This window comes from Rhizobium sp. BK112 (genome assembly GCF_014193215.1).
GTDB lineage: Bacteria > Pseudomonadota > Alphaproteobacteria > Rhizobiales > Rhizobiaceae > Rhizobium > Rhizobium anhuiense.
In genome coordinates, this window is the sequence record NZ_JACHYZ010000005.1 from 304,180 (window position 1) to 328,335 (window position 24,156).

At 60.3% G+C, this 24,156-nt stretch carries 33 protein-coding genes and 2 tRNA genes; 21 read left to right on the forward strand and 14 right to left on the reverse strand.

Going from position 1 to position 24,156, the window contains the following annotated elements:
• Positions 1-49 precede the first annotated feature (49 nt).
• On the reverse strand, positions 50-922 hold the full coding sequence (locus FHT75_RS16915) for a DUF2497 domain-containing protein (RefSeq protein WP_063475453.1): 873 nt from the start codon (positions 920-922) through the stop codon (positions 50-52).
• 277 nt (positions 923-1,199) lie between these two features.
• Entirely contained in the window at positions 1,200-1,865 is a 666-nt protein-coding gene (locus tag FHT75_RS16920; protein ID WP_174824495.1) for a protein-L-isoaspartate O-methyltransferase family protein, read from the reverse strand.
• 531 nt (positions 1,866-2,396) lie between these two features.
• Between FHT75_RS16920 and FHT75_RS16925 the strand changes: the two genes are divergently transcribed.
• The 3 genes from FHT75_RS16925 (at position 2,397) to FHT75_RS16935 (ending at position 4,598) form a co-directional block, all read left to right on the forward strand.
• On the forward strand, positions 2,397-2,699 hold the full coding sequence (locus FHT75_RS16925; RefSeq protein ID WP_063475452.1) for a hypothetical protein: 303 nt from the start codon (positions 2,397-2,399) through the stop codon (positions 2,697-2,699).
• 433 nt (positions 2,700-3,132) lie between these two features.
• Positions 3,133-3,612 (forward strand): hypothetical protein, encoded by a 480-nt coding sequence (locus tag FHT75_RS16930; protein WP_063475451.1) that lies wholly within the window; start codon positions 3,133-3,135, stop codon positions 3,610-3,612.
• 362 nt (positions 3,613-3,974) lie between these two features.
• On the forward strand, positions 3,975-4,598 hold the full coding sequence (locus FHT75_RS16935; protein WP_063475450.1) for a hypothetical protein: 624 nt from the start codon (positions 3,975-3,977) through the stop codon (positions 4,596-4,598).
• A 106-nt stretch (positions 4,599-4,704) separates the two neighbouring features.
• On the opposite strand, the gene FHT75_RS16940 is transcribed toward FHT75_RS16935, so the two are convergent.
• Both FHT75_RS16940 and FHT75_RS16945 read right to left on the reverse strand, forming a co-directional pair.
• The gene (locus FHT75_RS16940) at positions 4,705-5,394 is read right to left on the reverse strand and encodes a hypothetical protein (protein ID WP_183845036.1); all 690 of its coding nucleotides are present in this window, start codon (positions 5,392-5,394) and stop codon (positions 4,705-4,707) included.
• A 244-nt stretch (positions 5,395-5,638) separates the two neighbouring features.
• Entirely contained in the window at positions 5,639-5,923 is a 285-nt protein-coding gene (locus FHT75_RS16945) for a helix-turn-helix domain-containing protein (protein ID WP_063475448.1), read from the reverse strand.
• 77 nt (positions 5,924-6,000) lie between these two features.
• Here FHT75_RS16945 and FHT75_RS16950 point away from each other — a divergent pair, with 77 nt between their 5' ends.
• Positions 6,001-7,263, forward strand: a complete 1,263-nt coding sequence (locus FHT75_RS16950; protein ID WP_063475447.1) for a hypothetical protein — start codon at positions 6,001-6,003, stop codon at positions 7,261-7,263.
• Positions 7,264-7,430: 167 nt separating this feature from the next.
• Here the strand turns inward: FHT75_RS16950 and FHT75_RS16955 are convergent, their stop codons facing one another.
• Entirely contained in the window at positions 7,431-7,748 is a 318-nt protein-coding gene (locus tag FHT75_RS16955; protein ID WP_125853749.1) for a hypothetical protein, read from the reverse strand.
• On the opposite strand from FHT75_RS16955, the gene FHT75_RS16960 reads away from it, so the two are divergent.
• Genes FHT75_RS16960 through FHT75_RS16970 form a run of 3 tightly spaced genes read left to right on the forward strand, consistent with a single transcriptional unit; the run spans position 7,717 to position 9,019 of the window.
• Entirely contained in the window at positions 7,717-8,121 is a 405-nt protein-coding gene (locus tag FHT75_RS16960) for a hypothetical protein (protein WP_125853747.1), read from the forward strand. The two genes, FHT75_RS16955 and FHT75_RS16960, sit on opposite strands and share 32 nt — an antisense overlap.
• Positions 8,118-8,387 (forward strand): hypothetical protein, encoded by a 270-nt coding sequence (locus tag FHT75_RS16965; protein WP_063475444.1) that lies wholly within the window; start codon positions 8,118-8,120, stop codon positions 8,385-8,387. The genes FHT75_RS16960 and FHT75_RS16965 overlap by 4 nt, the downstream gene beginning before the upstream one ends.
• Positions 8,384-9,019 (forward strand): hypothetical protein, encoded by a 636-nt coding sequence (locus FHT75_RS16970; protein ID WP_063475443.1) that lies wholly within the window; start codon positions 8,384-8,386, stop codon positions 9,017-9,019. The genes FHT75_RS16965 and FHT75_RS16970 overlap by 4 nt, the downstream gene beginning before the upstream one ends.
• Here FHT75_RS16970 and FHT75_RS16975 read toward each other — a convergent pair.
• Complete coding sequence (locus FHT75_RS16975) at positions 9,001-9,147, reverse strand: hypothetical protein (RefSeq protein WP_176707381.1); 147 nt, start codon at positions 9,145-9,147, stop codon at positions 9,001-9,003. The two genes, FHT75_RS16970 and FHT75_RS16975, sit on opposite strands and share 19 nt — an antisense overlap.
• 32 nt (positions 9,148-9,179) lie before the next feature.
• On the opposite strand from FHT75_RS16975, the gene FHT75_RS16980 reads away from it, so the two are divergent.
• Complete coding sequence (locus tag FHT75_RS16980) at positions 9,180-9,518, forward strand: tyrosine-type recombinase/integrase (RefSeq protein WP_082849732.1); 339 nt, start codon at positions 9,180-9,182, stop codon at positions 9,516-9,518.
• 118 nt (positions 9,519-9,636) lie between these two features.
• On the opposite strand, the gene FHT75_RS16985 is transcribed toward FHT75_RS16980, so the two are convergent.
• Positions 9,637-9,710, reverse strand: a tRNA-Cys gene (locus FHT75_RS16985).
• A 260-nt stretch (positions 9,711-9,970) separates the two neighbouring features.
• Between FHT75_RS16985 and FHT75_RS16990 the strand changes: the two genes are divergently transcribed.
• Positions 9,971-10,309, forward strand: coding sequence for a KTSC domain-containing protein (locus FHT75_RS16990; protein ID WP_063475442.1), 339 nt, complete (start codon positions 9,971-9,973; stop codon positions 10,307-10,309).
• On the opposite strand, the gene FHT75_RS16995 is transcribed toward FHT75_RS16990, so the two are convergent.
• Together FHT75_RS16995 and FHT75_RS17000 are read right to left on the reverse strand one after the other, a co-directional pair.
• The gene (locus FHT75_RS16995; protein WP_063475441.1) at positions 10,306-10,644 is read right to left on the reverse strand and encodes a hypothetical protein; all 339 of its coding nucleotides are present in this window, start codon (positions 10,642-10,644) and stop codon (positions 10,306-10,308) included. The two genes, FHT75_RS16990 and FHT75_RS16995, sit on opposite strands and share 4 nt — an antisense overlap.
• A gap of 95 nt (positions 10,645-10,739) precedes the next feature.
• A complete protein-coding gene (locus FHT75_RS17000) occupies positions 10,740-11,057 on the reverse strand; it encodes a hypothetical protein (protein ID WP_047614760.1) in 318 nt (105 codons plus the stop codon).
• A gap of 117 nt (positions 11,058-11,174) precedes the next feature.
• Here FHT75_RS17000 and FHT75_RS17005 point away from each other — a divergent pair.
• Positions 11,175-11,249: transfer RNA gene (locus FHT75_RS17005), tRNA-Asn, on the forward strand.
• 135 nt (positions 11,250-11,384) lie between these two features.
• Positions 11,385-11,639, forward strand: coding sequence for a hypothetical protein (locus FHT75_RS17010; RefSeq protein ID WP_017991185.1), 255 nt, complete (start codon positions 11,385-11,387; stop codon positions 11,637-11,639).
• A 268-nt stretch (positions 11,640-11,907) separates the two neighbouring features.
• On the opposite strand, the gene FHT75_RS35875 is transcribed toward FHT75_RS17010, so the two are convergent.
• The gene (locus FHT75_RS35875; protein WP_080759894.1) at positions 11,908-12,087 is read right to left on the reverse strand and encodes a hypothetical protein; all 180 of its coding nucleotides are present in this window, start codon (positions 12,085-12,087) and stop codon (positions 11,908-11,910) included.
• Positions 12,088-12,411: 324 nt separating this feature from the next.
• On the opposite strand from FHT75_RS35875, the gene FHT75_RS17015 reads away from it, so the two are divergent.
• The 3 genes from FHT75_RS17015 to FHT75_RS17025 all read left to right on the forward strand — a co-directional run bounded on the left by FHT75_RS17015 (position 12,412) and on the right by FHT75_RS17025 (position 16,118).
• Positions 12,412-13,308 (forward strand): membrane protein, encoded by an 897-nt coding sequence (locus tag FHT75_RS17015; RefSeq protein ID WP_047614757.1) that lies wholly within the window; start codon positions 12,412-12,414, stop codon positions 13,306-13,308.
• A 193-nt stretch (positions 13,309-13,501) separates the two neighbouring features.
• Entirely contained in the window at positions 13,502-15,619 is a 2,118-nt protein-coding gene (locus FHT75_RS17020) for a catalase (protein ID WP_063475440.1), read from the forward strand.
• A 139-nt stretch (positions 15,620-15,758) separates the two neighbouring features.
• Positions 15,759-16,118: a low affinity iron permease family protein gene (locus FHT75_RS17025; RefSeq protein WP_063475439.1), complete on the forward strand. Its 360-nt coding sequence runs from the start codon at positions 15,759-15,761 to the stop codon at positions 16,116-16,118.
• Here FHT75_RS17025 and FHT75_RS17030 read toward each other — a convergent pair.
• The 3 genes from FHT75_RS17030 to FHT75_RS17045 all read right to left on the reverse strand — a co-directional run bounded on the left by FHT75_RS17030 (position 16,115) and on the right by FHT75_RS17045 (position 17,704).
• Entirely contained in the window at positions 16,115-16,522 is a 408-nt protein-coding gene (locus FHT75_RS17030) for a low affinity iron permease family protein (RefSeq protein ID WP_047615366.1), read from the reverse strand. The genes FHT75_RS17025 and FHT75_RS17030 overlap by 4 nt on opposite strands.
• Positions 16,523-16,741: 219 nt before the next feature.
• On the reverse strand, positions 16,742-17,353 hold the full coding sequence (locus FHT75_RS17040; protein WP_063475437.1) for a general stress protein: 612 nt from the start codon (positions 17,351-17,353) through the stop codon (positions 16,742-16,744).
• Positions 17,354-17,389: 36 nt separating this feature from the next.
• Positions 17,390-17,704, reverse strand: a complete 315-nt coding sequence (locus FHT75_RS17045; RefSeq protein WP_063475436.1) for a PepSY domain-containing protein — start codon at positions 17,702-17,704, stop codon at positions 17,390-17,392.
• A gap of 257 nt (positions 17,705-17,961) precedes the next feature.
• Between FHT75_RS17045 and FHT75_RS17050 the strand changes: the two genes are divergently transcribed.
• The 7 genes from FHT75_RS17050 (at position 17,962) to FHT75_RS17080 (ending at position 23,840) form a co-directional block, all read left to right on the forward strand.
• Positions 17,962-19,053, forward strand: a complete 1,092-nt coding sequence (locus FHT75_RS17050) for an alpha/beta hydrolase family esterase (RefSeq protein ID WP_063475435.1) — start codon at positions 17,962-17,964, stop codon at positions 19,051-19,053.
• Positions 19,054-19,166: 113 nt separating this feature from the next.
• Positions 19,167-20,270: an ABC transporter substrate-binding protein gene (locus tag FHT75_RS17055; RefSeq protein ID WP_183845035.1), complete on the forward strand. Its 1,104-nt coding sequence runs from the start codon at positions 19,167-19,169 to the stop codon at positions 20,268-20,270.
• A gap of 4 nt (positions 20,271-20,274) precedes the next feature.
• The gene (locus FHT75_RS17060; RefSeq protein ID WP_082849731.1) at positions 20,275-21,339 is read left to right on the forward strand and encodes a FecCD family ABC transporter permease; all 1,065 of its coding nucleotides are present in this window, start codon (positions 20,275-20,277) and stop codon (positions 21,337-21,339) included.
• The gene (locus FHT75_RS17065) at positions 21,336-22,094 is read left to right on the forward strand and encodes an ABC transporter ATP-binding protein (RefSeq protein WP_063475434.1); all 759 of its coding nucleotides are present in this window, start codon (positions 21,336-21,338) and stop codon (positions 22,092-22,094) included. Before FHT75_RS17060 ends, FHT75_RS17065 begins: the two co-directional genes overlap by 4 nt.
• Positions 22,091-22,708, forward strand: coding sequence for a hypothetical protein (locus FHT75_RS17070; RefSeq protein WP_047614741.1), 618 nt, complete (start codon positions 22,091-22,093; stop codon positions 22,706-22,708). Before FHT75_RS17065 ends, FHT75_RS17070 begins: the two co-directional genes overlap by 4 nt.
• A complete protein-coding gene (locus FHT75_RS17075; protein ID WP_063475433.1) occupies positions 22,705-23,325 on the forward strand; it encodes a hypothetical protein in 621 nt (206 codons plus the stop codon). Before FHT75_RS17070 ends, FHT75_RS17075 begins: the two co-directional genes overlap by 4 nt.
• Complete coding sequence (locus FHT75_RS17080; RefSeq protein WP_063475432.1) at positions 23,322-23,840, forward strand: hypothetical protein; 519 nt, start codon at positions 23,322-23,324, stop codon at positions 23,838-23,840. The genes FHT75_RS17075 and FHT75_RS17080 overlap by 4 nt, the downstream gene beginning before the upstream one ends.
• Here the strand turns inward: FHT75_RS17080 and FHT75_RS35880 are convergent.
• Positions 23,813-24,103: a DUF6074 family protein gene (locus tag FHT75_RS35880; protein WP_080759889.1), complete on the reverse strand. Its 291-nt coding sequence runs from the start codon at positions 24,101-24,103 to the stop codon at positions 23,813-23,815. The two genes, FHT75_RS17080 and FHT75_RS35880, sit on opposite strands and share 28 nt — an antisense overlap.
• Between the last annotated feature and the right edge of the window lie 53 nt (positions 24,104-24,156).

Here is a 24,156-nt window from a genome sequence, read left to right on the forward strand (position 1 = left end):
AAAAGCCGCCCCGGAGACCGGAGCGGCATTTCAGGAAAAAGCAATCCGATCAGCGGCGCGGGCCGCGTGCCACGCGCTCAATTTCTTCGCGCACCAACCGCTCGACCAGTGTCGGCAAATTGTCATCAAGCCATTCGCGCAGCATCGGGCGCAGCATGTCCTCGGCGATTTCGTCCAGTGAACGGCGTTCAGCACCGTCGATCGCGGCGGCGAGCTCCTCGAAGGAACGGCTGATCTGCAGGCCGGCATCTTCCGAAAGCAGCGCCGGCTGGACCTCGTCCATAACGCTCGGCAGGAAACGCTCGACCGACGACTGAGCAGGCTCCATAGCCGGCGGCGCTGTTTCGACGGCAGGCGCCGGCTCGGCGACGGCCACCCCAGGCGCTTCCGTCAGCACCGGCTCGGCCGGCTGCTGGATCGGAGCATGCTGAGCAGGCGCTGCGGCAGCCGGGAAAAAGGGCTGTGAGGGTTGCGGTTGGGGTTGTGGCGCCACGGCGCGCGGCGGCTCCGGTATTGCGGCCGGCTGCGGTTCGGGCTGACGGAAGCCGCTCGGAATTTCGCGCAGTGCCTGACCGGCCTGCACGGCGCTGCGCTCGGAGGCGGCGCGCACGCGGGCGGCGACATCGGCAAGCGACAGCGCGCGGGCCGGCACTTCCGCTTCGGGGGTGCCGGCCGAATTGGCGGCGACAAAACGCGGATCGGAAGAGCGCATGACCGGTTCGGGGAATTCCACACCGGCATAGGTGTCGTCGACCGTCAAATGGATTTCGGAGCTGTTCTCATCCTCGTCGGCGCCGTAGACCGGCGGCAGGGATGGGGAAATCGCCTTGCCAGCGCCGGGCTCATTGCTTTCGATAATCTGGCGGATGGAGGCCAGAATTTCTTCCATGGACGGTTCACGCGCTACACTTGGCTGAGCCATATCTATCCCCGTTATTCCAAAACAACGACCGGATGGTGTGGAGCATTCATCCGAATCACCACGACCTTAGAATACCCCAGGCGGGAAAAAAATCATCGCGAATCAAATGAATGCGGCCATGCACAGTTTTGTTACCCAATGTTTGCCACCCGCAAAGCCTGCCGTGATTTTGTGGCGGCGTCAGGATAAATTATGTTTGTGAAGGCTTTCCAGCGGCGCTCATAAAAAAACGGGCGCCGATGGCGCCCGTCGTTGAATTTCGTCGACAAGAACGATGTCAGAAAACGAATTCGCGCGCCTTGGCGAAACCCGGCAGCGGCTTGACCGAGGCATTGAAGAAGACGTTTTCCGAAACCGCGCCGCGTTCGGCGACGAAGACCTTGGCGCGGGCGGCATTGCCGTAACCCTCGACCGTGATCAGGCGGCCACCATCGCGCAGTTGACCGAGAAGGGCTGCTGGAACTTCCTCGACGGCGCCGTTGACGAAAATCAGATCGTAGGGAGCGCCGGCTGCATAACCTTTTTCGAGCGGGCCGGTGACGACCTCGACTTTGGCGTAATCGGCAAGCTTGGCCTTCGCCTCCGCGGCCAGCGTCTCGTCGCATTCGAGCGCGATGACGGAGCCCGCAACCATTGACAGCAGCGCCGAGGTGTAACCTGTGCCGCAACCGACTTCGAGGACGAAATCATCCTTGGTGATCGCGGCGAGCTGCAGCAGCTTGGCGAGCGGCGACGCCTCCATCAGGAATCGGGCCGGCTTTCCCGGTGCGGCGGCTGATATTTCGACATCGTTGTCGATATAGGCCAGCAGCTTCGCCTTCTCCGGCACGAAAGCCTCACGCGGCACCGTGAGAAGCGCCATCAGCACGGAATGGGAGGTAACGTCCGTGGTGCGAACCTGAGTATCGACCATCTTTACGCGCGCTGCTTCGAAATCCATCATGTCCTCTCGCTCTTTGAAAAGCGGTTCCTGTCCTTCGTCTCTTAATCCCCGCCACGGATGCTTTCAAGGCTTGGCAGCCGCCGGCGAAAAGAATCCGGCAGACGCCTCTTCCGCGCCACAGGAGACGGAGTGGACGCTGCAACTCCAGCGTGGAAGCTTCTGCCCCTTCATGATATGATCTGCAACGGAGGAAATGGGAGGAGCAGGCCATGTCTGCGATTTTCGAATATTTCACGCTGTTCGATTTCTTCATCCTCGCAGCGCTTGTCGGCATATTCTGCTGCGGGCTGCTGGACGGCGAAACGACCTGGAGGCGATAGGGCGCGCTGAACTGCGCTCGGCGATCTCCCCCGCATGGCGTCTGGGGCAACCTCACGCCGGCGGACGCAGTTTTGACATGCGCTCCATTCCTCTTGAAACAGCGGCGCGACCGCAGGTGGCGCGCATTTTGCCAACAGTTCCAACCCTTTGCGACCGCACACGCATTAACGTTACGTCAACCATTTTGTTGCAGTGCCCTCACCTTCCGCTATGGGTGCGCGCATGCAAACCTTCCTGATCCAATCGCGCGGTATAGAAGCCCTTCACTACAACGCCGCGGCCCGGCTGTTGCTGATCAAATACAGCAGCGGCGACATTCGTAGCTTCACCCGCATCTCGCCGCAGGGCATGCGACGGTTGCTCGGCGCCGGCCCTGAAATCGATGACCGGTCTGAATTGAGCGATCTGCAATATCAGGCGGAAATCCGCAAAGGCGGCCTGAAGGCGCTCTACCGCCTCACGGGAATCAATCCGTCACAATTCGATTTTTCGCCTGGCCGGCGGGTCTGGTAGCATTTGCGCCTGAAGCACCCATGCAGCGCCCATCGTTTGGGCGCATTTCAGACGGGTTTGTCATGTGGGAAGATGTTGGAGGCCTCGCCCGGAACAGAACAATTCTTTTTTTTCAATTTATTGCCAAACTCTCTGCCACACCGTTCGTGAAATAATTCACTTGCGAAATCAATAGCGGCTGCCACACCCTGCCACGCCTATTTTGGCAGATCGCGATCATCCAGCGCCCCGTCGCCAGCGTATCCGGAAGCTGCACGCTTGAAACCATCTTGAGGCACGCTCCGACCGGCGAGGAAATCTCAAGCCAGATCACCAATCCCATGCAGCACCAGAACCGCAGGCATTCGGAGCGGCGATGACCTATGGGCCCGCTATTGGCGCCTAGACCAGCAGCCACCAGTTGTGCTTATCTCAAGCGGGTTGGGGCATCGTTATGAACATCAAACGCGGGCTTTTCCGGTTGTGGCTGGTTCTATCAGTCATGTTTGTCACTACGGTTTTCGTCTTTACCTACAGCTCCATGAAAAGCGAATTTGATAAGAGCAGCCTACTCGCTGCGATTCCGGCGAACGACGAGGTGATGATACCGGTTTCTTGCTACCAGACACGGGGTTCCCTCAAGGTCGATTTCGAGCTCGCGACCGGGATAACGGAAAAGGAGCCGTGGGAGCGCTGCTGGTATGAGCTAAAGAAGTTCCGAGTTCTGTTTCCCGAATACAAAGACCTCGACGATGAGCAGTTGGTCACCAAAACTTACATCGAGGCCAAAGTTCCTCTTTATCCGGCGCGCCCATGGCAGGCGCTCGGCTGGATCGCTCTTATTGCTTTTGGGATACCGCTTGGAGTTTTGATAGCGGGAGGATCACTGGTTTGGGCCTTATTCGGCTTTGCCGGCCAATCCAAGGCGTCATAGTCTAAGCAGTTCCAGCGTTCGGGCCAACAACTCCGCCTAAGGTCTTGGTGCCCTTATGGATAGCGTGACCGTATGGGAGCGGCGATTGCGCGGAGTGATGCGCGAGACACAGCGGGATGGCCTGAGAGTGGTCCGTCCGCTGACCCATCCCCTGCCCGTCGCGTAGGTGATGAATTTCGGCGGGCGAGCAACAGGTTCGCCGGAATCCGGAAGCACCACGATGCGGCCGAGGACGGCGACGCGGAAAGGTGGACGCGACCAGAAGAGTTCACCCTTAGATATTGAGGGACAATCGCTGCGCGCGCCAATCTGGACGTTCGCACAACCCGATGTATAGTGCGGCCTCTGGTTGGGGCGACTTCATGAATATCACGCGTGGTTTGGTAAGGCTGTGGGTCGTTGCGAGCGGCTTATGGGTGATTTTCGTTGGCCTGCTGATGTACGACGATGTCGTCAAACTCCACATCACGGGAACCGGCTACTATTTCCGCAAGGACATATCGCCCGCTCGCCAGCTGGCCGAGCAGGAAAAGAGCCGCGCTAGCGCAGCCTGGTCGAACTACGCGATTAACACGCCTGACGGGTTCGTCTACTCGATGACCGGTTCATCCGGCGAGGACGCAGCCAATCGCGTCCTCTCAGCAATCGGCACCATCAACTTTGTCAAAGATCCGGTCATGGTGGAGCGGTACTCCGATGCTTACCGCACCCTTGAAGAAGGCATAACCCGTGGGGTGAGCGAGCAGATTGACGTGGGTGTGCCGGACACTGTTCTGTTTGTTGGCAAGAGCGAGCCTGAGGCGGTGAAGACTCAGCAGGCCAAAGAGGTCTATGAGCTGGCGTCGAAGGTCCGCAATCTAGTCATCACCAAGAAGCGGACCGAGGCACTGAAGGGCGCCGCGTGGTTGGCCCTCGTTCCGCCCGCGATCCTTTTCGCGCTTGGATTCCTCGTCCTATGGATTGTGCGCGGATTTCGCGCTCGCTGAGCCCCTATTCCACTCCTCCAGTTCACACCCCTGCCAAAGATAGCTAGGCAGACGTAGCACTTTCGTAGCGCTGCCATCTGGCGCATCAGGCCTTCAGGCGGTGTTTTTAGGATAAGCTGGAAGCTCCGCATTGCGACATCAGCAAGATGAACCGCTGCTGGTGATAAGAGCGCCACAGCTCGTAGGTTTTCGAGCCGACCGGAACCGCCTCGCAAAGCTCGCTGAGGATGGAGAAGCGAGGATCGGCCACGCTCTTGCCGCGTTCCTTGGCGAGCCGGTCGAGCCCGTGCGCCTCGGGATAGCCTCTGGCGACCTCTCGGCGCCGCCGCTCCTGCGCCGGGTAATCGTCGGGAAACACCAGCTCGTTGCCATCCACGGTAATGCCGCGATTATTGGCCCAGGTCCTGGCCACGGTCTCGCTTGATCGGCGCAGGCGATTGTAACTTTCCACCGCGAGTTCGAGCAGATTGTCGGGCAGGTCGATCGCTACCGGGCCGTCCAGCAGCGCTAGCGCCCGCTTGCCAGCCCAGATCGGGCCGAAGGGCGCAACGGGAATGCTCTCCTCCTGCCGCCGCTTCTCAGCGTGTCGGCTGACGGCTTGCGGGGCGATCGCCTCGACGAGGTCGAACATCCTGTCGCGAAGATAGACCCCGAGCGCTGCCGCCTTCGGCTTGCCCGATTGCAGCCTCGGGCACGCGGCGAGATAGGCATCGCGCCGGTCCTCAGCCCGCAGCCGCTCTTCCGGCGACAGCTTGACGAACTGCTGGAAAGCCCATTCTGGAGCCGAGGAAAGCACATCCGGCCATGGATTGTCATGGCGGCCGATGATGAGAGCCTGGAACCGCTTCCGCAGCGCTTTCGGATCATCTTCCGAAACCTCTCTCTCTCTCTCTCTCTCTCTCTCTTACAGGTTCTATTGAGGACTCAGGAGTCCGGTTCAAAGCGCCATCTGAGTCCGGTTCAAGGGCGACTTCCTGTCCGGTTGAGGCCTCGCTTGAGGCGGACAAATTGTCCGGTTCATTTTCGGCCGAATCACTACCTTAGAAGCGGCGGAAGCCGGGCTCAAAAGCGATGCTGTAGCGGTTTGCCTTACGGTTCTTTCCCTCGCGTTGCTCGACCCAGTTGACGAGGCCTTTCTCGCCTAATGAGGCCAGGCAGCGGCGCACCGAGCGCTCGTCGATATCGCAGGCGTCGGCCAGATACTCCTGCTTGGGATAGCAGCCGAAGACGGGATTATGGCAGTCAGAGAGGTGCCATAGCACCCTCGCCTCAGCGCAGCTGATGCCGCGCTGCTTGCTGGCCCAATTGGTGGCGTCATGGCTCATGCGACACCACCTGCAACTGCACCTTGTGCCGACCGGATTTTACTGCATAAATCCCCCAAAACCTCGCGGAGCCGGTCATGGATCAAGCCACTTATCAGTTCCTTCAGTCTCCGTTCAAAGGTGGGGAGAAGAGAACGCTCGTCACGCCTGAAGCCAGAGAACTGGCGTGGCGCTTCCAGCTCAACCGATGGCTGTTCATCGTCAATAAGGAGATCCAGCTTGCGCGCGAGCATATCGGCGACACCAACCGCGTCGTTGGTGTGTTGATCGATATTAGCTCCCGGCTCGAAGCCGCGTCCAATGCGATCGAGCCCATGATCGCAGAGGCCGTCAATAATATGAGGGAACTGGCAGACGACCTTGAAGCATTCGACGAAGCGCTCGCCGTCGGCGCGTCCGCACAAGAGGGAAAGGGCGCCGTCCGCTTTTTTTGCCAGTTGGCTGGACAGCTGCTGGCCGAACTTCGCTTCGTCCTTCCATTCCACTTGCAACCATATGATCGCCAAATCGACTACGGGGAGCCGGCGATAGCTGCCGAGTTTCAAAGCTACATCCGGTGGCAGGAACACGAGATCGATTCCGTCGTGGAAGAGGAGACGAGCGGGAAAAGATCCGCCGATTTGCAAAGGATCGAGCGACGCATGATACTGGTCCAGCAAGACGCTGGAAAAGCATCGTCGGATCTTGCGGTGGTCAGGGAGGATGTCAGCCGGCTCCAGACCGAGCAGCAGGTGATCCGCCAGGAGGCGCTGTTGACGCAACATAGTTTCGCCAGCGTAAAAGAGCGTATCGAGTTGGCAGAATTCGAGATGCGCGAGCAGCTCGGCCTGCGGGAGACGCGACGCCTCTGGGGGCGTCGTGCCGTCAGGGCGGGCATCGGATACTATAGTTCGCTCTTCCTGCTCCTCACCGTCCTGACCGGCGCTCCCGTGGCGGCCTACCTCTACCGCGAAGAAGTCCTCTCTTTTCTCTCCGAGATCGAACGAAATGTCATCAACGTTCAGAGCGTTCCGCAGGAGGGCGTCGCCGCCACGCTGATCGCCTTCGGTCGGCTGCTGTTGATCGGAGTGCCGATTGGCTTCGTCGTCTGGGCTATTAAACTGATCGTTCGCTATAACAATCGCTCGCTGCTTCTGATGGACGACGCTTCTCAGCGGATCACGATGCTCAACACCTACCTCTTCCTGATCAAGCAGGGCGCCGCGACGCTGCAGGATCGCGGCGCCCTGCTGGAGGCGATGTTCCGTCGAGCTCCCGGCCACGGGCCGGAGACGATCGACCCGCCGAGCATGACCGACATCATGAAATATGGACAAGATCTTCCCAAGGTTGGCGGATGACGTGAGCGCATAGGTGGCCGCGTCTCGGGAAAACCGCCCGCCTTGCGGCCACGGGCAAGCGCCTGGTGATCGGGCTGGAGGCGGCCTAGTCGTCGGACGATGGTCCCGGTGCGCTCGCATGCCGCATTGCGCGCTAAGTTGCTCATAGTCTGCCCCTCGTATTTCAGTCAGTTCGAACCTGACGGCGACAGAGACGCCGCCGTCAGGAATTGCCGGAAACGCTCCTCGACGCGCCGCTGCGCCTCGGCTTCGGTTCCGCTTGTGCCTTCGGCCTTCGTCCCGCTCGCCGTCAGCCAGATCCGCCAGCGCCACAGCCTGCCGCCCGCCTCAGGCGGGTAAATCGCGCCGACGTCGACGCCGCCGCATTTGGCGAGCCGCCGGTAGACCTCATCGCGCCAGGCGGTCGGCGCCGACTGGGTGATCGAGGCCGACGGGACAAACCTCGCCCGCGTCGTGCGCGATCCGGTCGACGGCGGCCCGCGCACGATCGCCGCGATCGCGGCCGACGCGCCCTTCACGTTCCAAGACTTCCTGATCCGTGCCGGCGAGCGCCAGCAGTTCCTGCTCAACATGCTCGACCGCTGCGGCCGCGCCTATCGCCAGCTCCTCGACAGGCAGCCAAAACCGAAACGCTATGCCGCTGATTGCGCCATGAAGTGCCGGAACGACCAGGCCTTCCGCCAGTACCTGATCGAACGCCACCAGCTGCGCGACGCCACCGACTTCGAGCGCATCAAAACCCGCATGCATTCGATCCTCAACATCCAGTCTCTCAACGAACTGGATACCGACGAGGCAGCCGCTGCGCGCTGGAAATCCTTACGCTCTGATTTCGAGAATTGGAAAAGAGAGCCATGAGTGCCGATCCAACGTCGATCAGCAGAAAAGTGCCCCGGCTTGCCCTCAACCGGGCCGAAGTCGCGCTTGCGATCGGCGTCAGTGCAAATTCAGTTGACGTGATGGTTGCGGAGGGCTTTCTTCCTAAGCCAAAAGTTTGGCACACCCGCAAGGTCTGGCTGGTTTCCGAGATCGAGGCATCGATGTCGGAATGGCCGGAAGAGGGTGTCCCGGTAGGCAAGGGAGAGGACGTCGACGCCGGCGACAGCTGGAGGGCGTCCGTATGAACGACGTGGCCAATATCGATCTGCCTTATGTGGAGAGAAACAAGAGCCGGCACGGCACGGTGCGCTATTATCTGCGCATCGATGGAAAGCGTGTCTGCCGCCTTCCTGACGACATCGGAAGCGAAGAATTTTCCAAAGCCTACTGGAAAGCCAGGAATGCCGCCCGACGGCGAGCCGAGGAGCGCTCGCACCATATCGTCGATCGTCAAGCCGAACACCTTCGCTGGCTCTGCATGGAATATATGCGAAGCGATGTCTTTACCACGCTTGATCTGACGACGCAGCAAGCGAGGCGGAAAATCATGGAGGCAATGTGGCTTGAGCCCGTCACGCCGACGGATAGCCGACTGTTTGGCGATATGCCCCTTGCCCACCTCGACCACAACAACATCGAGGTTCTGCGCGATCGCAAGAACGGCACTCCCTTCGCAGCCGACGAGCGCTTAAAGGTGCTGCGCCAGGTGTTCGACACGAAGAAGGGCGGCAAGACGATCGTTCCGAATGTTGCGCGGCTGGCCGAACCATTCGCCGTCCATACAGACGGCCACGCGACGGCGACGCCCGAGGAGCTTGCAGGTTCATGGACCACCACGGAATGCGCTCCAAGGCGGTCCTATGCCTCGCCATTTTGATGTTTACTGGCTTTCGAGTTTCGGATGTCTCGCAGCTCGGCCCGCAGCATCGCCGCAAGGACATATTCAAGCTCAGGCTTTTCAAGAACCGAAACTGCAAGCCATATGACATCGAGATCGCCATCCATCCGATTCTCGAGGCGGTGCTCTCAATGCAAAGGTGACGGCGCTCACCTACATCGTAACCGAATTCGGCAAGCCCTTCTCGATCAAGGGTCTCGGAAATCGGATATCGGATTGGTTCCGACAGGCCGCCATCGGCCACCTCACCGCTCATTCCGTCCGCAAGGGATTGGCTACTGACGTCGCCCACAACGAGGCGACCGATAGCATGCTCGAGGCGATGTTCGCCTGGCGCGATGGAAAAACATCAAAAATTTATACGAGAAATGCCGATCGCGCTCGGTTGGCGCGGCAGACTGTCGCACGAATCAACTGGGATGGCGTCGGTACCAAACTGCTCGCGGTCGCCGCCGAATCCGAGACGGCGAACGGATAAACCGGGAACACACTGCCACACCCCGCCTTTGGTGTGGCGGAACGGTTCAAGTCCAAACTGCCACACCTCGGAAATTACCAAGGTTTTGCAATCGCTTATCGATGCGGTGAAAGATTGTTGGAGGCCTCGCCCGGAATTGAACCGGGGTACAAGGATTTGCAGTCCTCTGCGTCACCACTCCGCCACGAGGCCTCACGCGCTCGTTATCTGAGCCGTGGCGAGCGTTTAGAATGATCGTAAGGAAATCGCAAGAGGGCATTTCGGAAAAACGCCATTCCACCTCTACTGAAAAGGGCATTTTTCGATCCCGGAACGGCACGGGTGCAGGCTGGAATTTCCATGACCGTCGCGATGCCCCATTTTCTGCCAATGATTGCATTTGAAACAAATTGGCAGCTTGACTTCGATCGCCGTCCGGGCCTCAATTATCCTCGGGAGGGTAAGGAGCTGCGATGGATTGGGCTGCCCTCAAATTTAAGCATATGCATGCGACATACGACGGCGAAACCAGGGATCTCCATGTCAAGTTTCCCGGTTCTGCGCCAATGAAACACACGAACATCCCGCCGCACGTCTATCAGAACCTGCTGGAAACGGATGATCCGCACTTCTATTATAGATATTACATAGCGCCGTCTCGCGTATCACAGGGCCGTCGGCAACCGGTTTCCGTGGCGTCTTACACCATGAAGCTCGTCCTCCTCCTTGCCGCCTGCAGCCTGTTGATGGCGACCAGCCTCGACCCGGACCATGGCGGAGTTTTCGAGGAAAGCGAACTCAGATCCAACTAGACCCGAATTTGCATAGGCGGCACGCCCAGTTCCATCACAGGGCCGGCGGCAAGGCGGTTGGCTGTGGGGGCGAAATTGTCGCTTCTGTTCTGAGAACGATAACGACGATTGATCCGGTCGCGGTCATTGTCCCCATTGCGCTCGTTGCGACCGTTGAAGTTGCGATAGTTGCGAGGTCCGCTATAGCCGCCCTGGCCATGATCGACCACGCAGCCTTCGGGCCGGCGGCAGATGCCGCGGGCGTCGAAACCGCCGCTGTCGACACTCTGGGCCTCGGCGGGAGCGCCGGAGAGCATGCTCGCCGCGGACAGGACAACCACAAAAAATAGCTTCATTTCGTCACCTGGGCATTGTGGCGCACTTACACTTCATAAACCACAAATGCGAAAAGCGCTCCACCGTTCCACGGAACCCTTCACGGGGGCGGCCGTCAGCCAGCCGGTTTCCCCCGCCTGTGCCACCAGACCGCCAGCCGACGCCGAAGCCGGCGCGCAAACGGCAGATCGTGCGAGAGCACGATGAAGCCAAGCGGCAGCATCCAGAAGCCGAGGATGGGCAGGAAGCCCAGGAACCCGCACAAGATGAGAGCTACGCCGAGCCCCATCCGCGCGATGCGCGAGCGCGGCAAGCCGATGCTGAAGGAGCCGAGCACAAGCCTGCCGCTGGCATGATCGATGCCGAAGCGCCTTGCCCGCGCCTCGCGCTTTTCGCCGCCCCTCGTCTCTCTGCGATCATTCCCTTTTGTCATTCCCCAGAGATGGGCCCAGGCAACCCAAATACAAGTTCATTTCATTTTTTTGAAAAAACCGCTTGGCAAATCGGGAAAGCGTTTGTATTAGCCCACTCACACCGCGCCAAGCAGTGATCCCTGGTAGCTCAGCGGTAGAGCATTCGACTGTTAATCGACAGGTCGCCGGTTCGAATCCGGCCCGGGGAGCCATTTTTTCAAGCAAACGCCTGTTTCGTTGATGAATCCGAAATCAGGCGTTTTCTTCCCCCTCGGCGGACAACGCGCTTTTTACGACGGGTAGGCATTCGCTGGCCAACCAACCGCCGGCGGTGTAAAGCAAACTCCATGGCGTTAGATCCCGAAAAAGCATTTTTAGATTACAGTGCGGCGGACTGCAGCGTGCAGTTCTGGACCGCCAATGCACCGGCCGTGCAATTCACATCTTTGGAAGCCGCCGTCAGGTTCGCAAAAGACCATGGCGGCAGGTGGGAAGAGATTGAGATAACAGTCCATCTGCCGCGCGAGGACATCGCGTTCGCTACCGGAAAAGTGCATCAACTCATTGACGCTTTGCCAGGTGATCTCCGGAAAAAACGGTAATGGGATGGATGGGCCGTCGAAGGACAATCCGGCGCGGCCAGCCTCTGGATCTGCCACAAGCTCTCGTGCCGTTCATCGTCCGCAATCCAGTCGGCGTCAAATCGGTCGAGCTCTCCGATCGCCATGGCGATAGGAATCGGAATAGGCGGCGCATTCGGCCCGATACTGTTCGATGACGCTGCGATCGGCGCTGCCGTTGCGGCTGTCACTAAACGGAATGACCGCTTACGCAGCACCTCTCTCGCAAGCGACAAAGAGGCGGCTATCTCTAATAGCTACACGAACGGCCGTCACCGGGACGGAAGCCGTCCGCACAGGCCCGGTTCATTGAATCGCCCGGCTGATATCCTGATGCCGTGCCATATGAATTCGGCGGCGTCGAGCAGGCCGAGGCCATGACGGCAAGACTGATTGCGCCGGCTGCGACAAATGCCCGAAATCTGTTCATCGATGCTTCTCCCGTTTAGGCCGTGACCGAGCGATGAAAGCCGCTGCTCTCCCTTCCAGATCACCTTTCGCCTGAAGATATAGGGGCGCTGCCCGGCTTGCGTTAGTTCCGAATGCGGAAGATTCTTGTCGCTTCCTATCAGCATCGTCGATGACCAAGCCGGCCGGGAACAAAGACCGTGGTTCAAAGTTGAGTGGCATCAACCACGTAACGTCAGGTTCTGACAGGAGGTCTTTCATGGGTCGCGGTATTTTGCTTTGGCTGCTTGGTGTTCCACTGCCGATCATCATCCTTCTTGCTCTGTTTATGCGATAGGAACAGATCATGTCGGTTTCAATGACAGGTGCCGGAGAGATTGCTACTCCGGTCGAATCCTCCAAATCCGCCATGGCATGGGGGCCTATCTTCGGCGGCGCCGCTGCGGCCATCGGAGTGACCCTCATTCTGTTGCTGCTTGGATCCGGGGTCGGGTTGACGATGGTGTCGCCCTGGTCGGGGCAAAGCAGTTCGCTCGGCACCGTGGGGGTCACGGCAGCGATCTGGCTCGTTGTCGTGCAATGGCTCTCCTCCGGGCTCGGCGGCTATATCACCGGGCGGCTGCGAACCAAGTGGGCGGCCGTCCACACTGACGAGGTGTTCTTCCGTGACACGGCGCATGGCTTCATAAGCTGGGCGCTGGCGACGATCTTCGTCGCCGGATTTCTCGCCTCGTCGCTGACTTCGCTTGCCGGTGCGGGCGCACAAGCCGTAAGTTCGGCCGCCACTGCCGCCGGTACGGCAGCATCGTCGACTTCATCGCCTGTCGATCTCTCCACCGCCTATTTTACCGACGCATTGCTGCGTCCTGAACAGGCCCGAGCAGGCGCGACATCCGATGATACTGCGGCAACGGCTGAGGTCTCCCGTATTCTCCTCAACGGTGCCGCCGCCGGCCAGATCCCGGATGACGACAAGGCCTATCTTGCCACGATCGTCGCTGCGCGCACCAGCCTTTCCGAAGCCGATGCACGCACCCGCGTCGACGCCGTCCTGAAGCGCATCGAAGACGCCAAGGTCGCTGCCCAGAAAGCCGCCGATGAGGCACGCAAGGCGGCCTCCACAACGGCCTTGCTCGGCTCGTTGTCACTTCTGATCGGGGCTTTCATCGCCGCGGCCGCCGCAGCTTTCGGCGGATCGCAACGCGACGAAGAGGAAGATCTTATCGTTACCTCCCGAACCTAGGGACGGACGAAACGGGGACGCGAGGTCGAAAGGCTCCGCGTCCCATTTTTATCTGGGGCTATCCCTGCCTCGTGTGGCTGGTTATCGGCCGCAGTGAAGCGGCTTCTCTCCTCAGTGGCGGTTTATTTCGCATCAAGCGGAACATGTGGCCGTTGTGGAGCTTCGGTTAGGTCACCCTTTCCGGAGAATATAGATGGCCAAGAACACGTCCAAAACCTCGCCCTCGGACAATGCAACGATCCATGATCAGAAGCTGCACCGCGGCGCAGGCGGCGAGCTTCATCAGTTTGCCGAAGACGGCAAGCCTGTGCTGACCACCGCTCAAGGCGGCCCCGTGTCCGACGATCAGAATACGCTTCGCGTCGGCGCCCGCGGCCCTACCCTCATCGATGACTTCCACTTCCGCGAGAAGATCTTTCATTTCGACCACGAGCGCATCCCCGAACGGGTCGTCCATGCCCGCGGTTACGGCGCCCATGGCTACTTCGAAACATACGAATCCCTGGCCGCCTATACCCGGGCCGATCTTTTCCAGCGGCCCGGCGAAAAAACACCGGCTTTCGTGCGGTTTTCGACCGTCGCCGGCAGCAAGGGTTCGTTTGATCTGGCGCGCGACGTGCGCGGTTTTGCTGTGAAGATCTACACCCAGCAGGGAAATTGGGACCTGGTCGGCAATAATATCCCGGTCTTCTTTATTCAGGATGCAATCAAGTTTCCCGACATCATCCATTCGGTAAAGCCGGAGCCCGACAAGGAATTTCCGCAGGCGCAGTCGGCGCATGACAATTTCTGGGATTTCATCACGCTGACGCCCGAAAGCATGCACATGATCATGTGGGTGATGTCGGACCGCGCCATTCCACGATCCTTCCGCTTCATGGAGGGTTTCGGCGTCCATACCTTCCGCTTCGTCAATGCAGCGGATGAGTCGACCTTCGTCAAATTTCATTGGAAACCGAAACTCGGTCTGCAGTCCGTCGCCTGGAACGAAGCAGTCAAGATCAATGGTGCGGATCCGGATTTCCATCGCCGCGACCTCTGGCAGTCGATCCAGTCGGGAGCCTTCCCGGAATGGGAACTCTGCGTGCAGCTCTTCGATCAGGACTTCGCCGACACGTTCGACTTCGACATCCTCGATCCGACGAAGATCATTCCGGAGGAGATCCTTCCGGTCAAAGCGATCGGCCGTCTCGTTCTCGACCGAATGCCGGAGAACTTTTTTGCGGAGACCGAACAGGTCGCCTTCATGACGCAGAATGTTCCTCCCGGCATCGACTTCAGCAACGATCCGCTTCTGCAGGGACGGAACTTCTCCTATCTCGACACGCAGCTGAAACGTCTGGGTGGTCCGAATTTCACACATCTGCCGATCAACGCGCCGAAGTGTCCCTTCCACAATTTTCAGCAGGATGGCCATATGGCGATGCGCAATCCTGTCGGACGGGTCAATTACCAGCCGAACTCCTGGAATCAGGGGCCACGGGAATCGCCGGTGCAGGGCTATCGCCACTTCCCCGCCGAGGAACAGGGTCCCAAGGTTCGGCTGCGGCCGGAAAGCTTTGCCGATCATTACAGCCAGGCCCGGCAATTCTACATCAGCCAGACCCCGCCGGAGCAACGCCATATTGCCGCGGCGCTGATCTTCGAACTGAGCAAGGTCGAAACGCCGGTCATTCGCGAGCGCATGGTCTCGCATCTGATGAACATCGATGAGACCTTGGCCAGCAAGGTTGGCCACGCCCTCGGCTTCAAGTCGATGCCGAAGCCTGCCGACGCGGCCATGCCGACCCGGCAGGATCTCGAGCCGTCGCCGGCGCTCAGCATTATCGAGCGCGGCCCGGGTCGGTTCGAAGGACGCAAGCTCGGCATTCTTGTCAGCGACGGCAGCGATGGCGCTGTCTTCAAGGCGCTGCTTGCCGAGATCACCGAGCAGAAGGCAACATTCGAAGTGATCGCGCCGAAGATCGGCGGCGTGACGCTCTCGGACGGCAATTGGATCGAGGCGCATCAGATGATCGACGGCGGACCTTCGGTGCTTTACGACGCCGTCGCCCTCCTCCCCTCGGCCGAGGGAACCGGCGATCTGCTGAAGGAGGCAACGGCCCGCGATTTCGTGGCGGATGCCTTCGTGCACTGCAAGTTCATCGGCTATGTGGAGACAGCGCTGCCGCTGATGCAAAAAGCCGGCATTGCCGATTCTCTGGATGAGGGCGTGATTGCACTCGGAGCGGCGAAGGATGTCAGCGCCTTTATCAAGGCGCTTGGCAAACTGCGGGTCTGGGGTCGGGAGCCATCGGTCAAATTGAATTGACCGTCTCGTCGTCATGTTCGTAACATAAAACCCGTGGAAACGCGGGTTTTATGTCGTTTGCAGCGTCTATTTATCAGCCCGGGCGATGGAAGCTGTCCCGATCTGCTCTATCTTCCTTTTACGCGCTGTGGAGAGCCGTATGCACTGGCGCTTTCGACAGATCTCTGACTTGGCCGTCTCATGGGCAGGGCATCGTGTGGTCCCGGTCATGCTGATCGCGTTGATAGCTCTATGGGCGGCAGTGGGTCTCAGCATTTCCTTCCCACGGCAGTGGTTTCTGCTGACCAACATGCTCGGGACACTCACTATATTTTTCATTTTGCTGCTGGTGCAGCACTCCCAGAATCGGGACATGATGGCACTCCATGCCAAGCTCGATGAGTTGATCCGCTCAAGCAAGGCAGGAAACCACTGGATTGCGGCTGAGAAGAACGACGCCGACGCAATCGAGGGAATGCGCCAGCAACATCACGGCCAAATCTCAGAGAGCGCGAATTAGGCGGACGCTGCCTCTGCGGCAGATTTCTCATCCGCTTTTTCCTCGACGCATTCTGCCTTTTCGGCAAGGGTCTTGCTCATTTCCCTGAGTTCGCCCTCCTCCAGCTTTTCGATACCGACAAATTTGTTGGCGGCCTGGCTCGTCAGGATGAGTTCGTCAAGCTTGGCCTGCAAAGCCTTTCCGTCACGGTTCTGGCTGTTCTGCAACACAAACACCATCAGGAATGTGATGATGGTCGTGGTGGTATTGATGACAAGCTGCCAGGTTTCAGAATAGCCGAAAAACGGGCCGGACACCGCCCAGACGAACACAAGCGCCAGAGCCGCGACAAAGGTGAACGGCTTTCCCGAGAGGTCGGCGACGGCAGTTGCAAAGGAAGAGAAGAAGTTAGGTTTGTTCGACATCTGAAAGGCCTCGTTCGATCGCAGCATCAGTGCTGTCAATCGACAACATCAACTCCATATCCAGGCCGAAGTTCCTCGCGCCGCCGAGGTCAATCCAGTTGGGCGGCCCTCTTTGCTGCCAGCAAACTGCCATCGAATTGGCAGCCTTCACAAGTTGAACCGCCGCCATGAAAAAGCCGGCCCTGGTGAGGCCGGCTTTCCAAAACTATTCGGAGAAGATCAGATACGCGGGCCGGTCGAATACCGGCCACGTTCGGCATCCACTTCGGCCGGTGTATAGGGGTCGAGCGTATCGTCGAAGCGCTCCCAGCCGTTTTTGGTATAGGATGCGCGCCGCTCGGCAATGTCGACACTTTCGGAGCGGTCGAGAATCGCCTTGGCCGCCATGGCCTTATCATCCTCGACGCGGGCTGTGACCAGCGAGCCGCCGCGACGGACGCCTTCGGCGTAGACGTGGGCGTCTTCTTCGGGCACACCCGATTTGACGAGCGCGCCAACCACGCCGCCTGCGGCCCCTCCGACGACTGCGCCGGCAGTTGCTCCGGCCAGCGTTGCGACCAGCCATCCCGCGGCAACGACAGGGCCGACACCCGGAATGGCGATCATGCCAAGACCCGTGAGCAGACCGCCGGCACCGCCTGCGAGAGCGCCGATCCCGGCGCCGGTGCCGGCGCCTTCGGCAGCGTTACTGCCCTGCCCCTCGACGGTGCGGCCATCGCCGGTATTCGAAACGATGCTGATTTCCTTCGATGCAATGCCGGCGGCTTCGAGCTCACCAACGGCCGACTTCGCAGCTTCGTAGTTGTCGAACAGTCCTGTTACAGTCTTCATAATGTTATCCTTCGATGTTGAGGAAAGGCGCGGCCGTCACTTGACGACGATGTTGCCCTGGTAATCGAGTGCCACCTGCACCTGCTTGGCATCCTTGGTCGCGGACGCACGCCACACGCCCTGATCGTCAAGCTTGAGACCGGTGACGGCGCTGTAGCCCGCATCCTCAAGCCGCGACTTGGCCTGGTCTTCGGTGAAACTGTTCTTGCCTTGGACAGGCGCGCCCGGGTTGTTGGTATCAGGCGTCGCCACAGCCGGCGTTTCCTGGCTTGTCGTCGGTGTCTGGCTCTGGGCGAGCGAAACGGTGGCCGCCATCAGGAAGGCAGCCGTTGTCAGTAGAATCTTTTTCATTGGTTTCCTCGCGTTCGTATCTTCATGGGGAAGATTGCCGCTGATAACCCGGTCCAAGCGGGTATGTTCCCTCGTTTTGCTAAAAGAAAATAAGATATCTGAATAACTTAGCGGGTGCGCTCCTCAGAAGAGCGCGCCCGCCCTTGGAAAGGCTGCCGTTCCAAAAATAAACATTGTGCAGTGCAGCAACCTTTCGTAGGCTGAAGCGTTTAGTCAGGCATCACCGCCATCCCGGCTGCTGATTGGCGGAGAGTTTCATGAGATCTATGTCAGACACCCTTGCACGCCTTGCTGCGCTGCGAGGAACACTTCGCACTCAACCCACGCAGGGCAACTCCGATCTCGTCGCCTTGGACGCGTTTGGCACAAACCCGGGTGCCTTGGGGGGCTACACCTATTTGCCGTCGAAGCGCGGGAAAAACATGGCCCTGGTCGTTGTCCTGCACGGCTGCACCCAGACCGCCGCCGGCTATGATAGCGGATCCGGGTGGTCGCGATTGGCCGAGGACTATGGCTTCGCGCTGTTGTTTCCCGAGCAGCAAAGGGCAAACAATCCAAACCTCTGCTTCAACTGGTTCAACCCGGAGGATATTCGCCGGGATTATGGCGAGGTCTCTTCCATTCGCCAGATGATCGCAAAGGTCGTTGCGGAACACGGTATTGACGGCAGACGTGTGTTTGTGACGGGGCTGTCGGCCGGCGGCGCCATGGCCGCCGCCATGCTCGCGACCTATCCCGAGGTTTTTGCCGGCGGCGCGATCATCGCAGGCCTGCCATACGCAAGTGCCGCGACCATTCCCGAAGCGTTCGACCGGATGCGCGGTCAAGGTGGCCCGACTGGCAAAGAGCTTGAACTGCGGTTGAGAAACGCTTCAAAACACGAAGGCCCGTGGCCGACATTGTCACTCTGGCAGGGGACCGCAGACAGAACCGTCGCCGCATCCAACGCGAATGCGATCATCGAGCAATGGAGACATGTCCACGGCGTCGGCGCATCGCCGGCGCGCATCGAAGATATCGGACAACATCAGCGTCAGGTCTGGACCGATCCGCACGGTAGCGAGGTGATCGAACTCTATACGATTGCCGGCATGGGTCACGGCACGCCACTCGATGTCGGCACCGGCTACGGGGCAAGCGGCCCCTTCATGCTTGACGTCGGAATTTCCTCGACTGTCGAAATTGCCAGGTCCTGGGGTCTCGTTCCCTCGTTTGAGAAACGGCGCGACGCGAGGCCCTCAGCTACTCAACCGGAAAATACCCCGGATCCATTTGGCGCGGGCAGCGACCGTGGCGGTATTCAGAAGGTCATTGAAGATGCCCTCCGGTCCGCCGGGCTGCTGCGCTAGGTATCGATGAGGGTTCCACGACACGTCGCTAATTAAAGTGGAGATTTGTAGACAAGATTAAATACGCGGAATAGGAATGGCGCTCATCGCATATGCCTATACGGGGAGACACCATGGTTCCGCTTTCGCTTGTTATCGCAACTGCTTGCCGCCGCCGCATGGCGGCAGCCCTTGCCGCCGTGCTTTTTGCACCGGCAGCTTTTGCCGAAGAGATCGTCTTCAAGGATCAGGGAAACCGCGAGGTACGGCTGGCAAAAGCGGCCGAGCGCGTCGTCTCGATCGTCATCCCGATGGCGTCCACCGTCATTGCGCTGGATGGCAGCACCAGGAAGCTCGTCGGCATGAACCCGACGGCGAAGAGTGCCGTGGTCGAAGGGATTCTCGGAAAGATCTTCCCCGAAGCCAAGGATATTCCCTCCGACGTGACTGCGCCGAATTTCGTGCCGAATGTCGAGGCGCTGACCGCCGCCAATCCCGACCTCGTGATCCAGTGGGGCGATCGCGGCGCCGATATCGTCGCACCGATCACCAATGCCGGCCTCACCACGATGCTGATCCTCTACGGCACGGAAGAGCTGACCCGCGACTATATGACCATGGCTTCGAAGGCGATCGGCAAGCCCGAGCGGATCGGCGAACTGGTGGAATGGCGCGACCGCGTCCAGAAGGATATCGAAGCCAAGGCGACCGTTATTCCCGATGACAAGAGGCCGAACGTTCTCTATCTCGGCCGCGCGCTGTCCGATATCAGCGCATCGGGCACCAAGGGCAATTACAATGCCTGGTCCATCGCGGTTGCGGGCGGGAAAAACGCCTCTGCCGAACTCAACGGCACGGTCTCGGTGAACAAGGAACAGATCGCGCAATGGAACCCCGACGTCATCTTCCTCAATGCTTTCGAGGCGAAGCTGAACGTCGACTGGGTCTATAAGGATCCGATCCTGTCCCTGACCAATGCCGCCAAATCCAAGCGAGTCTATAAGATGCCGCTCGGCGGCTATCGCTGGGATCCGCCGAACCAGGAATCGCCGCTGTCGTGGATGTGGACCGCCAATCTGCTCCATCCCGATATCTTCAAATACGATCTGCGGGCGGAAATGAAGACGGCCTACAAGACGCTTTACAACTACGACCTGACCGACGGCGATATCGACAATATCCTTTGGCTGAAGGATCAGGGCGCCTCCGCCGACTACGCGCAGTTCGAGGCTAGGTAATGTCATGACGACGATGACGCAGGACGAGGCGGTGCCCGCTGCCCGCCGAATCCACCTCGCCAGGCAGACGCTGATTTTCGCCTTGCTGCTGGCGCTGCTGGCGATTGCCTTCACCGTCAGCCTCTGCGTCGGACGGTTCTCGGTGCCGCCAGGACGTGCGCTGGAGCTGATCTGGCAGGGGATCAGCGATCCGTCGCGGGAGCTTGCCGGGATCGACGAACGCATCGTCTTGCTGGTGCGGGCGCCGCGCGTGGTGCTGGCCGCACTTGCCGGCGCCGGGCTCGCCATCTCGGGCGCCGGCCTTCAGGGTGTGTTTCGAAATCCCCTGGTCTCGCCCGACATATTGGGCATATCCCAGGGTGCAGCCTTTGGCGGCGCCCTGGCGATCATGCTCGGTATCTGGGGATTTCCGCTGATCGCCATGGTGTTTTTCTGCGGCATGGCGGCCGTCATCCTGGTGGGACTGCTCTCGCGCATCAACGGCCGGTCGGAAACGGTGACCGTGATCCTGTCGGGACTGGTCATCAGTTCGATGTTCTCGGCGGTCGTCTCGCTGCTGCAATTCATCGCCGATCCCAACACATCCCTTCCCGCCATCGTCTACTGGCTGATGGGATCGTTTGCGACCGCCACCTGGGAACGCACGTTGGTGGCGGCACCGGGCCTCATCCTCGGAAGCTGCTTCCTGTGGATGCTCCGTTTCCGGCTCAACATCCTGTCGCTCGACGAGGCCGAGGCCCGCAGCCTCGGCGCCAATACGACACGCGAGAGATGGCTGGTCTTCTGCCTCATCGCCGTCATCGTCGGCAGCCAGGTCGCGGTCTCCGGCATCATCGGCTGGATCGGCATCGTCATTCCCCACGCCGCCCGCCTGCTGGTCGGTCATGATCACCGCGCGCTGCTGCCGGCGGCCGCCGTGCTCGGCGCAGGGTTCATGGTCTGCATCGATACGCTCGCCCGCGCGGCGACGGCGGCGGAGATCCCGCTCGGCGTCATTACCGCCCTCGTCGGCGCGCCGATCTTCGCAACGCTGCTGCGTCATCACTATCGGGAAAGGACGGGATCATGATCGGCTTGACGGATGCGGTCGTCAGGTTCGGGACGCGCATCATTCTCGACCGTCTCAGCTTCTCGGTTGCCGTCGGGCGGTCGCTCGCCATTCTCGGCCCCAACGGGCGCGGCAAGACGACGACGCTGAAAGCACTGCTCGGTTTTCAACGGCTGGACGAAGGCAGCCGCGTCGCGCCCGCCATTGTCGGTTATGTCCCGCAGACCGGAAGCAGCAACCAGCGCTACCGCGCCATCGATGTCACCGTCATGGGACGGGCAGCGCATCTCGGCCTCTTCGGACAGCCGGGACCTGATGATTTCGAGATTGCCCATGCCGCGCTCGAGCGGGCGGGCGCTGCCCGCTTTGCCGATCATTTCTTCGACCGGCTTTCCGGCGGCGAACGGCAGCTCGTGCTTCTGGCACGGGCGCTCGCCACCGGCTCGCAGGCGATCGTCCTCGATGAGCCGGCAGCGGCACTCGACCTTCGCAACCAGGAGCGGCTGCTCGACCTGCTCAAGAGCCTTCGCGAGCCGCGCGACAAGGCGATCGCCTTCACCACACATGATCCGAACCATGCGCTCGCGGCCGCCGACGACGCACTGCTGATGATGCCTGATGGTCAATCGCTGTTCGGCCCGGTCGCGGAGACGATCACGCCGGACCATCTGGAACGGCTCTACGGGGTGCCGATGCGGGTTGTCGAGCTTGTCGGTCCGGCAGGCGAAAGACATCAGGCGGTCCTGCCCGCCTTTGCAGGAATTCGCGCCGCATGACCATTCTTCTCATCCAGTCGCACTATCAGGACCCCTTCACCCTGAGCGCGCCGGCTTTCGCGGAGGCAACCGCGCAGGGCAAGCTGATGACGGTACGCGAGACGGAGCTTGCGGAGGCGCATTTTGCCGCCGCAAGCGGCCTGATCACCACCATCCATCTCGATCAGATCGGCTTTCTCAAATATGCCTCGGCGGTGGCGTCCTTCCTCGATCGCGGCGGCCGGTGGATCTTCAACGGCCATATGCTCCGGCCGATCCTGCCGGAACTCGGCGTCTATATTCCCATGCCGCAGCCGAAGCGGTCAGACTTCGCCCAAATCAGGCGCTTCGATCATCCGGTCTTTGCCGGCATCGATCAGAGGATGCTGGAAACGAACCGCGGCGTCGCCGGGTTCTACGGCCGGGGACACAATCCGATGCCATCAGGCGCCGTCGCGATCAATACATTGGGACCGGCTGCGGTGCCCATCGACTGGATCTGGGCGCGGCCGGCGGGCGGAGAGATATTGTCGCATGCCGGCAACGAATTCTGGGGTTGCGGAGACGACCCCGACATCCAGAAGCATCTGGCCGGCCGCGCCATCGCCTGGCTGGCGGGGGAACTGAACCGATGAGCGTGCTCGCGATCCATCCTGGCGCCTACTACCATATCGAGACGCTGGAAGCGCCGCGTTACCGGCATTATTTCGACAGCCTGGTGCGGCCGGAGGACCTGCCCTCGGTCGAACTCGGCAAACACCAGGTGCTGTTCATTCCCTGCCGCACACCGGCGGACCGGTTGGCGCCGCACGCAGCGCAGCTGCGCGACTATCTCGACCAGGGCGGCACGATCGTCGCGACCGGCGAGACGGCCTGGCAGGCGTTCCTGCCTGCCATCCATTTCACGCCTCAGCCGACGAACTGGTGGTGGTGGCTGACCGAGGGCGCCGATCTCGGTGTCAGGATCGCCTCCCCGCACCATTCACTGTTCGAACATCTCGGGCAGGACGACCTGACCTGGCATCTTCACGGCTGGTTCGATCCACCCGAGGGCGTCGAGGTACTTGCGGTGAATGAGGAAGGCAAGCCGATCCTCTATGTGGACGAGGTCACGACGGCGGGGCGCATGGTGATCACCAGCCTCGACCCCTGCTTCCACCACGGATCGCATTTCATGCCGGCGACGACGCGTTTCCTGGATGGTTTTCTCCCCTGGATGCGCCGGGAATTGGACAATGGAAGATCGGAATGAGCGAAGCGAGGATCGAAGTTCTCGAAGACGGCAAGCCGCTTGCCTACGGCTTTGCCGATATCATGCACTATCACGGCTACGGTTTTCCCGGCGGTGTCGCCCATGCCTTCAAGGTGATGGAGCGTGCCTTTCCGCTGCTCAGCGTCGACGGACCACCGGAGCGCCGCGAAATCTCGATCCGCACGGCCTTTCGCGGTCCCGGCGGGCGTGACGCCTTTGAAATGGTGACGCGTGCGCTGACGGAAGGACGCTATAGCGTCGACCCCTCGCTCGACCGGACGGAGCGCGGCGACATCCTCGCTCGCTACGTCTTCGAACTCAGCTATCGCGGACGAACCGTCACCCTGCAATTGCGTGACGGCCATGTCCGCGAGGAGTTCATCACGCTCGGCCGCAAGACCAACCGGACGCCCGCGGAAGAGGAGCGCCTCGCCTGGCTCAAGCAGGAGATGGCCGACCGGTTGCTGGCGCTGCCGCCAGAGGCAGTTTACGAAGAGGCAACGGCCCGCTTTTGATGGCTGAGGACGAGTTCGTTCTGGACATCCTCCTGAAACCACATCACCCGCTGACGGACGTCGCTCTCCGGTATCCCGGCCGCCAGAAGCTGATCGGCAAGCCTGCGGCATTCGGCCTTCCAGAATTCCAGCGCATCCGCGCCATGCCGTCGGCCGAGTTCGCGGGCGCAACGCTCGATATTGGCAGTTCCGGTTCCGGAGGGGAAAGCAATCACCCTGCCTTCACTGGAAGCGGCGGGGCGGTGGGTCATTTCATCAGCCATCGAACACAGGTTCCCTTGATCCTGTTCGTTATCTAAGGGACTATGGTTAATGC

Excerpts from the sequence above, each read along its gene's own strand:
- FHT75_RS16915 (WP_063475453.1), bottom strand. The coding sequence starts at position 922 with ATGGCTCAGCCAAGTGTAGCGCGTGAACCGTCCATGGAAGAAATTCTG.
- FHT75_RS16920 (WP_174824495.1), bottom strand. The coding sequence starts at position 1,865 with ATGATGGATTTCGAAGCAGCGCGCGTAAAGATGGTCGATACTCAGGTT.
- FHT75_RS16925 (WP_063475452.1), top strand. The coding sequence starts at position 2,397 with ATGGGTGCGCGCATGCAAACCTTCCTGATCCAATCGCGCGGTATAGAA.
- FHT75_RS16930 (WP_063475451.1), top strand. The coding sequence starts at position 3,133 with ATGAACATCAAACGCGGGCTTTTCCGGTTGTGGCTGGTTCTATCAGTC.
- FHT75_RS16935 (WP_063475450.1), top strand. The coding sequence starts at position 3,975 with ATGAATATCACGCGTGGTTTGGTAAGGCTGTGGGTCGTTGCGAGCGGC.
- FHT75_RS16945 (WP_063475448.1), bottom strand. The coding sequence starts at position 5,923 with ATGAGCCATGACGCCACCAATTGGGCCAGCAAGCAGCGCGGCATCAGC.
- FHT75_RS16950 (WP_063475447.1), top strand. The coding sequence starts at position 6,001 with ATGGATCAAGCCACTTATCAGTTCCTTCAGTCTCCGTTCAAAGGTGGG.
- FHT75_RS16965 (WP_063475444.1), top strand. The coding sequence starts at position 8,118 with ATGAGTGCCGATCCAACGTCGATCAGCAGAAAAGTGCCCCGGCTTGCC.
- FHT75_RS16970 (WP_063475443.1), top strand. The coding sequence starts at position 8,384 with ATGAACGACGTGGCCAATATCGATCTGCCTTATGTGGAGAGAAACAAG.
- FHT75_RS16975 (WP_176707381.1), bottom strand. The coding sequence starts at position 9,147 with ATGGATGGCGATCTCGATGTCATATGGCTTGCAGTTTCGGTTCTTGAA.
- FHT75_RS16990 (WP_063475442.1), top strand. The coding sequence starts at position 9,971 with ATGGATTGGGCTGCCCTCAAATTTAAGCATATGCATGCGACATACGAC.
- FHT75_RS16995 (WP_063475441.1), bottom strand. The coding sequence starts at position 10,644 with ATGAAGCTATTTTTTGTGGTTGTCCTGTCCGCGGCGAGCATGCTCTCC.
- FHT75_RS17000 (WP_047614760.1), bottom strand. The coding sequence starts at position 11,057 with ATGACAAAAGGGAATGATCGCAGAGAGACGAGGGGCGGCGAAAAGCGC.
- FHT75_RS17010 (WP_017991185.1), top strand. The coding sequence starts at position 11,385 with ATGGCGTTAGATCCCGAAAAAGCATTTTTAGATTACAGTGCGGCGGAC.
- FHT75_RS35875 (WP_080759894.1), bottom strand. The coding sequence starts at position 12,087 with ATGAACAGATTTCGGGCATTTGTCGCAGCCGGCGCAATCAGTCTTGCC.
- FHT75_RS17015 (WP_047614757.1), top strand. The coding sequence starts at position 12,412 with ATGTCGGTTTCAATGACAGGTGCCGGAGAGATTGCTACTCCGGTCGAA.
- FHT75_RS17020 (WP_063475440.1), top strand. The coding sequence starts at position 13,502 with ATGGCCAAGAACACGTCCAAAACCTCGCCCTCGGACAATGCAACGATC.
- FHT75_RS17025 (WP_063475439.1), top strand. The coding sequence starts at position 15,759 with ATGCACTGGCGCTTTCGACAGATCTCTGACTTGGCCGTCTCATGGGCA.
- FHT75_RS17030 (WP_047615366.1), bottom strand. The coding sequence starts at position 16,522 with ATGTCGAACAAACCTAACTTCTTCTCTTCCTTTGCAACTGCCGTCGCC.
- FHT75_RS17040 (WP_063475437.1), bottom strand. The coding sequence starts at position 17,353 with ATGAAGACTGTAACAGGACTGTTCGACAACTACGAAGCTGCGAAGTCG.
- FHT75_RS17045 (WP_063475436.1), bottom strand. The coding sequence starts at position 17,704 with ATGAAAAAGATTCTACTGACAACGGCTGCCTTCCTGATGGCGGCCACC.
- FHT75_RS17050 (WP_063475435.1), top strand. The coding sequence starts at position 17,962 with ATGAGATCTATGTCAGACACCCTTGCACGCCTTGCTGCGCTGCGAGGA.
- FHT75_RS17055 (WP_183845035.1), top strand. The coding sequence starts at position 19,167 with ATGGTTCCGCTTTCGCTTGTTATCGCAACTGCTTGCCGCCGCCGCATG.
- FHT75_RS17060 (WP_082849731.1), top strand. The coding sequence starts at position 20,275 with ATGACGACGATGACGCAGGACGAGGCGGTGCCCGCTGCCCGCCGAATC.
- FHT75_RS17065 (WP_063475434.1), top strand. The coding sequence starts at position 21,336 with ATGATCGGCTTGACGGATGCGGTCGTCAGGTTCGGGACGCGCATCATT.
- FHT75_RS17070 (WP_047614741.1), top strand. The coding sequence starts at position 22,091 with ATGACCATTCTTCTCATCCAGTCGCACTATCAGGACCCCTTCACCCTG.
- FHT75_RS17075 (WP_063475433.1), top strand. The coding sequence starts at position 22,705 with ATGAGCGTGCTCGCGATCCATCCTGGCGCCTACTACCATATCGAGACG.
- FHT75_RS17080 (WP_063475432.1), top strand. The coding sequence starts at position 23,322 with ATGAGCGAAGCGAGGATCGAAGTTCTCGAAGACGGCAAGCCGCTTGCC.
- FHT75_RS35880 (WP_080759889.1), bottom strand. The coding sequence starts at position 24,103 with ATGGCTGATGAAATGACCCACCGCCCCGCCGCTTCCAGTGAAGGCAGG.